This is a genomic window from Mycobacterium sp. TH-M25 (genome assembly GCF_057473665.1).
The window spans coordinates 1-6,956 of sequence record NZ_JBYCLA010000080.1 but is presented as its reverse complement, the minus strand read 5'-3'; the positions used below and the strand labels follow the sequence as shown (position 1 = coordinate 6,956).

The window sequence follows — 6,956 nt, the reverse complement described above, 5'->3', positions numbered from 1 at the left end:
CGGCTGTACTCGATATCGGCTGATGGTCGCCATGCCATCGCGTCGCGGAAGGATGTGGGAACCACACCGTGTCCCGGCCGACTCCCCGCCGTGCACTGCGGCACTGGACATCAGTGGCGTCGGCGATCCTTCTGACGGCACTGGCCGCTGGATGCGGCAACACCGACACCTGGGTCGACACCGTGCCGGCTGAAGGTTGGCCCGCGCAGTACGGCGACGCCGCCAACAGCAGCTATAGCGCGACCCCCGGGGCCGACAGGTTGAGCCTGCGCTGGACCCGCTCGGTCAAGGGATCGCTGGCGTCGTCGGTGGCACTGAGTTCGCGCAATTGGCTTGCCGCAAACGCGCAAACGCCGGGCGGCTGTTCGCTGATGGAGTGGGAGAACGACGACAACGGGCGGCAGCGTTGGTGCACCCGGCTGTATCAGGGCGGCGGCATCTCCGGCCCACTGTTCGACGGTTTCGACAATCTCTACGTCGGCCAGCCCGGAGCCATCCTGTCCTTCCCCGTCACGCAGTGGATTCGTTGGCGTCGCCCTGTCATGGGATTGCCGTCCACGCCGAGGATTCTCGGACGCGGTCACGTTTTGGTGGTCACACATCTCGGCCAGGTGCAGGTTTTCGACGGCCATCGCGGAACGGTGATCGGCAACTCGGTGGACCTGGTGGACAACGTCGACCCGAGCGACTTCACCCGAGGGCTGGCGGACTGCGGACCGGCCAAGGAGGGCTGCCCCGTCGCAGCCGCCCCGGCATTCGCCAAGGACAGCGGGATGGTGGTGATCGGACTGTGGGAACCGGGTGCCCCGGCGCCGGGCCTGGTCGGGCTCAAGTACCACCCCGGCCAGAGTCCGTTGCTGACCCGGGAATGGACTAGCAACGCCGTCGCCGACGGTGTCCAGGCCAGTCCGGTGGTATCCGGCGATGGCGCCACGATTTACGTCAACGGCCGCGACCAGCGCCTGTGGGCACTGCATGCGTCCGACGGGAAGCCGAAATGGTCGGTTCCGCTGAACTTCCTGGCACAGACGCCGCCGTCGGTGACGCCGGATGGGTTGATCGTCTCGGGCGGCGGCCCGGACACACGCCTGGTCGCGTTCAAGGACGCCGGCGACCACGCTCAGCAGGTCTGGCGACGGAACGACGTCAGCCCGCTCTCGACGTCGAGTCTGGCTGGGCGTGGGGTTGCCTACGCGGTGGTGACCGGCGGGCCGGGTGAAGGAGCCCGGGGCATGACGCTGCTGGTGTTCGATCCCGGCAGCGGCCGCACGCTCAACAGCTACCCGCTGCCCGAGGCGACCGGTTACCCCGTCGGCGTCTCGGTCGGTCGCGATCGCCGCGTCGTGGCTGCCACCAGCGACGGTCAGGTATACAGCTTCGCGCCGAGCTAACTCTTGATGGCCAGCGGCGGGATCGCGTCGCGGGGGACGTGAACCTGGCTGGGGCCGGCCAACGACGGCAGCAGTTCGCCGGCAGCGAAGTAGAAGATCAGTTCATCGTCAGTGATCGCAAGGTTTTGGTAATGCGCGGCATCTAATCCAGACGCGGGCGAAATGGCGGCACCGAGGCCTGTTTGTTTTCCCACCTCTCGTTGCACGATCGGGAAAATGGAATCGAGCGGCTTGGTATTCGGCGCGAAAAGCGTGTCGAAGGTGATCGCCTTTTGCCCCGCCATGTCGTAGTTGAAGCTTTTGTAGAAGCTCGACGGCCGCGGACCCCCGAGGTCTTCGAAGACTTTGAGCACCACGCTGCGGGTTCCGCCGGGCAGCTGGCCGGAATGGTACTGCTCGGACGTCACTTCCATTTGATAGGGCACATCACGCGGGCCGGACGTCTGCGCTGACGTCTGCGCGACGTTGACGAACCCGTCGCGATTCTGGCCGAGGAAATCGGTCAGCGCCTGGTCCGGATAGTCCGCCGGAAAAGACATGTTCACCGTGTAGGTGGGGGTCACCGTATGCACGACGCATGTTTGGCCGTCCTGAAGTGCTCCGCCCAAGTTGGCGCACGCGGAATCCGCTGCGGCGATCGGGCCGCAGGACCAGTTCAGCAAGGCTCCGGCCGCTATCAACGCGGCCGACATGATCTTGCGCATCGGTCGTCTCGTCCTCGCAGACTCAGAACGGCTGAAATGCCGTGCCGCCAGCGTACCTGGCCCCCCGTCTCGACGGCCTGCAAACGTCTCGCTGATGATCGCCTGCCCCGGTCAGCGGCCACGTCCTCCCCAACGGCGGCCGCTGACCGGGCTGGCGGGTCCGTTAAAACAGCGTCGTGAGCTCTGTCCACAGGTTGCTGACATCCGCTGCGGTCCCCGCGCCATCGAAGGCCGAGAGCACGTCGGCCCACAAGGCCTGGCCGTCGCCCAGTGCACCGGCGGGATCCGTGGTCGCCATCAAGTTGGTGCTCTCGGCGGCCGCGGCGGTGGACGTCGTCGACCCACTGTCGCCGTAGAACTTCACGATGTCGACGAGATGGTCGCTGCCTTGCGCGTAGGCGGTCACGAGGCTGTTACCTTCGGAGTAGGAGCCGTCGTAGCTGCCGGACCCTGCCGCGTCGCCGCCGGACCAGCCGGTGTCATTGTTACCGAAGATGACGGCGTAGTCGAAGCTGCCCGGATTCGTGGGATCGGTTGTTCCGGCCCATCCGCTGCTGTCGTTGCCGAACACGAAGGCCGTGCTGTCGGCCGAGGTGCCGGCCATCGTGTCGCTGGTTGCGCCGGCCACAGCGGTAGAATCGGTGCCGTCGACGCTGGCATAGTTGTCGGTGCCGAATGCGTAGGCGTTCGCGCCGGCGCCGTTGGCGATGGCGATGTCACCGTCGGTTCCCGAGTGCGCGTACGCAGTGCCATCCTGGAACAGCGTGATTCCGTCAAACGAGATAGCCAGGTTCAATGCCGGAGTGGTGTCCGACGCTGACGATGCCCCACCGCCGAGAACGCTGTCGACTGCCGACAACCAATCGGAGGATGAATCGGCCGACGCCATCCCAGGGGTAGCGGCAAGCGCTCCCCCGATACCCAACCCGACGGCCAGCACTGCCAGCCGAGTCCAAGCACGAGCGGTCCTCATTGATTTTCCCCTTCCCCCAACGCGCGATGTGCGCACTTTTAATAGCTGTCGGCGCCCACCGCACCGAGTGACCATAGCTTATGCGTCAGCGTCAATTCTGTTCGAACAAAGTCTGATAATTATAGAAAAATCCCTCAGCCCTTATTCGGCCGGTCAAAACAGGTTCCACGTGCTGAACTACGTGGGCAGTAGGAGCATTTTGCAGGATTTTGATCATGATCAGCGACCGCCAGTTTGCCCCCGGCACGACAACAACTTAGGTGGCCGCCAAGATGGATGTCAGAGATACCGTCTATGTATCCGGATCAAAGGGTTGAATTACCAAGGCCACGAGCTGCGTCCTCGGATCTGGACTGTCGCCGGCCCGCTCACGTAAGTCTGCGGCACGATCCCGTCGCAGCTCATGGGGAGATATTGCGCCACTGTTTCGGGGTCATCGCGATGGACGGCAGATGAACGCGGTGCCCTGGGCTGTCGCGCCCGCCCCGATCCGGGTGATGACCACTGTCAGCGACTGGCCGCCACGCGGCGTCAACCGCCGACGCAGCACATCCGGATCGACCTCCACACCGCGGACCAGGATCTCCAGCACCCCGCAGTCGAGCGCCGCCAACGCGCGTCGGAGCCGCCGCTCGTCGAACGCCAACTGCTCGAGAACCTCGAACCCTCGCACGCCCGCTGGCAATTCGTCGCCCGACAGGTAGGCGATCATCGGGTCGAGCTGCCACAGCCCGTACCTCGCCGCAAAGTGCCGGACCAATCCGGCGCGGACCACCGCGCCGTCGGGATCGACGATCCACCGGCCCACCGGCCGTACCGGGCAATCGTCCGGATCGGCGTCGGTGATCTGCTCCTCACGGTCCAACATGCTGGCCCGCCGGCGAACACCCGGCTCACTCAGACCCGTCGACCACAGGCAGGCTTCCCGGACCGAGCCGCGATAGGAGGTGACCTCGATCTCGCCATCGAAACCGAGTGGGGCCAGCGCCCCGAAATCGACTCCGGGTGCGCATTTGACGACCAATTCCCGGCCCCGATAGGCCTCGATCAGCTCGTCGAGGGCGGGCTGATAGTCGCGCGGGTCGAACCGCCGCCGACCGCCACTTCGTCGCGCCGGGTCGGCGACCACCACGGCGTCGCGCGTAATCGGATGCAGCGCGTCGGCTCGGCAGAGGCCCACGCTGTCGCCCAGGTTGTGCCGCGCCATCGCCAGCCGCACCGGGTCGATGTCGCTGCCGACCACCCGGCTGGCCGATCCACGCAGCGCCGCCAGCTCGGTACCGACCGAGCAGGTCACATCGTGAATCACGGTGCCGGACAGCCGCCTCGCTCGATGCAGGGCGACCGGCCCGGCGCTGGCCTGCTGCAGCGCCTCGTCGGTGAACAGCCAACCGTGAGTTCCGGCCAGCTCGGCGAGCTTTGCCGATGCGCGGCGGCGCAGCAACACCGTCTCGACCAACACCGGCGTGCGGTCACCGAATCGCTTTCGCAGCCTTGCGATGTCGCCGACCCGGTCGGTCAGCGGCACGGCGTCGACCGCGGCCAGCGCAACCGAGCCCTCGTCGGACGTCAGGTAGGCGACGTCGCCGAGGCCGAAGATCAGGACGGCTTGACCCCGGTGATCTCGACGTTGTAGAACCAGCCCTTCGGTACCAAGCGGCGCCAGACGTTGGCGTCGGCCCAGCTGAGCACCTTCCAGCTGGTGAACGCGAACTTGGCCCAGGCCCAGCCCAGCTTGTCGGGCTGCACCGCGTATTCGAAGGTCCGCAACGGCCAGCCGAGCATCGCGGCGGTGAATTCGACGGTCGCGGTGTCGACGTCGACGGCGCCGGCGGATCTGGCCATCTTTTCCAGCTCGGCCGGGAAGAAGGTGTGCAGATCAACGATCGACTCCAAAGCGGCAGCGCGCGAGGATTCGTCGAGCTCAGCCTGCGGACGTCGCCAACCGTCGAGCCCAGGCAGCTTGGCGGCGTTGGTCGCGACCCGCCAGGTCAGCGTCGACAGGGCGCGCGCGTAGCTGTTGCCGACCGTGGTCGGCTCGCCGGCGAACACGAATCGGCCACCGGGCCGCAGCACGCGAAGAACCTCTCGCAACGTCAGCTCGACGTCTGGGATGTGGTGTAGCACAGCATGTCCGACGACCAGGTCGAAGGAATTGTCGTCGTAGGGAATGCGCTCGGCGTCGGCGACCCGACCGTCGATGTCCAGTCCCAGCGACTGTCCGTTGCGGGTGGCGACCTTGACCATGCCCGGCGACAGGTCGGTGACCGAGCCGCGCCGTGCCACGCCGGACTGGATCAGGTTGAGCAGAAAGAAGCCGCTGCCGCAGCCCAGCTCGAGGGCATTCGCGTAGGGCAGGCGGTGAATCTCGTCGTCGGGAACGACGGTGTTGAAGCAGTCCCGGGCGTAGTCGATGCAGCGCTGGTCGTAGGAGATCGACCATTTCTCGTCGTAGTTCTCGGCTTCCCAGTCGTGATAGAGGACCTGGGCCAGCTTGCTGTCGTGGCGGGCGGCCTCGACCTGCTCGGCGGTGGCGCACGGCTGCGGCGCCGGGTTGGTACTGGTCATGGTCGTCCAGCTTATCGGAGCGCGTCGCCGGGCCTGCTCGCTCTCTTCGGCCGCCCGCGACGGTGCGACGGGGCTCACGGTGACGGTGACGGTGCTTGCACCGGCGTTCGAGGCGATGACCAGGTCGGCAGCGTTGGGGGCAGAGACGACCTCTCCCCCGGTGACGCTCACCGCGTAGCCGTTCGGGAATTCGACGGTCGGCACCGAGATGGTGGTCTGCGCGCCCGCGGGGAAGCTGCCCAGGCCATCGGCCTCCTCGGTGGAGTAGCTGAAGTCGAAGGTGCCGTTGTCGAACGAGTAGGAAATCGGGGTGCCCGAAATCAGCTGCGGGTAGGGCTCGGCCAGCGTCTCCAGGTTCGCGGTGTTGACGTTGTCGCCGGTCGGTGGCAGTTCGGGGTTGTACACCAGCGATTCGGAGCTCGGCGGCGACGCGGTGGTGGTGATGTCACCCTGGCTGGAGTAGGCCCACTCCGTCCAGCCGATCAGATGCTGGCCGGCGGCGTCCATCGGGTCAGCGAGCTCGGTCTGGTCGCTGCTGGCCCCGAACTCGGTCATGAACGCCGGAATTCCTTGTGCATCAGCATATTTCAGCGCGTTGTCGGCGATGTTGGCGACGTTCGGCACGCAGCCCAGCGGCCCGAGGTCGTACTCGCAGTAATCATGGAAAGAGAAGACGGTGTTGGTGGCGTCGACGGTGCCCAGGTGCGTGGGCACGCCGGTGCCGAACAGGACGCTGGGCTCGTAGAAGATCGGCGTGCTCGGGTCGACGGATCGAATCGCGTCCGCCGCCTGGTCGTAGAACGGGGTCAGTTGCTGGCTGTCGAAGTATGAGCTGCCGAACAGGGCCGGCAGTGTCTGCGAGCCTGCCTCCGGTTCGTTCATCAGCTCGAAGCCGACCACGTCGGAATTGCCGTTGAACGCGCTGGCGACGTACTGCAGCATCTGCGCGTAATCGTCCTCTAGCCCAGCGCCATTCGGTGCATCGGCATTCGACCAGAACGAATCCCAGGCCTGGGTCTCGGCAGGATTGAAGAACTCGTTGTACGGGAAGGGCAGCGACGGGTTGGCCGCACCGCCGGTCTCGGTCGCCCACGCCGGCGCGCCTTCGCCGCCGAATGCGCTGCCGTACGCGTCCTGATGGAAGTCGAGGATGCTGTAGATCCCGTGGTTGCCCAGGGTCTGCACGGTCGACTCGATCGAGTCGAGGTAGGCGGTGTTGAAGACGCCGGGCTCGGGCTCCAGATAGGACCAGATGACGCCCACCCGGACCGCGTTGAATCAGTTGGCGGCGAGGAAGGCTGCGTCGTTGGCGCCGAAACC

The 6,956-nt window shown here is 66.1% G+C and carries 5 protein-coding genes and 1 pseudogene; 1 reads left to right on the top strand and 5 read right to left on the bottom strand.

Features of this window, described 5'->3' with window-relative positions:
* Positions 1-113: 113 nt before the first annotated feature.
* Positions 114-1,391 carry an outer membrane protein assembly factor BamB family protein gene (locus tag AC2VOU_RS02950; RefSeq protein ID WP_486956019.1) on the top strand — a complete coding sequence of 426 codons (1,278 nt, stop codon included), beginning with the start codon at positions 114-116 and terminating at the stop codon, positions 1,389-1,391.
* Here AC2VOU_RS02950 and AC2VOU_RS02945 read toward each other — a convergent pair.
* From AC2VOU_RS02945 to AC2VOU_RS02925, 5 genes and pseudogenes are all read right to left on the bottom strand, one after another.
* Entirely contained in the window at positions 1,388-2,095 is a 708-nt protein-coding gene (locus tag AC2VOU_RS02945; protein WP_486956016.1) for an esterase, read from the bottom strand. The two genes, AC2VOU_RS02950 and AC2VOU_RS02945, sit on opposite strands and share 4 nt — an antisense overlap.
* Positions 2,096-2,258: 163 nt before the next feature.
* Positions 2,259-3,068, bottom strand: coding sequence for a hypothetical protein (locus AC2VOU_RS02940; protein ID WP_486956015.1), 810 nt, complete (start codon positions 3,066-3,068; stop codon positions 2,259-2,261).
* A gap of 433 nt (positions 3,069-3,501) precedes the next feature.
* Complete coding sequence (locus AC2VOU_RS02935) at positions 3,502-4,668, bottom strand: THUMP-like domain-containing protein (RefSeq protein ID WP_486956018.1); 1,167 nt, start codon at positions 4,666-4,668, stop codon at positions 3,502-3,504.
* Positions 4,668-5,636: a methyltransferase domain-containing protein gene (locus AC2VOU_RS02930; protein WP_486956017.1), complete on the bottom strand. Its 969-nt coding sequence runs from the start codon at positions 5,634-5,636 to the stop codon at positions 4,668-4,670. The genes AC2VOU_RS02935 and AC2VOU_RS02930 overlap by 1 nt, the downstream gene beginning before the upstream one ends.
* Positions 5,637-5,723: 87 nt before the next feature.
* Positions 5,724-6,902: pseudogene (locus AC2VOU_RS02925) on the bottom strand (cellulase family glycosylhydrolase); the annotation flags it as partial.
* Between the last annotated feature and the right edge of the window lie 54 nt (positions 6,903-6,956).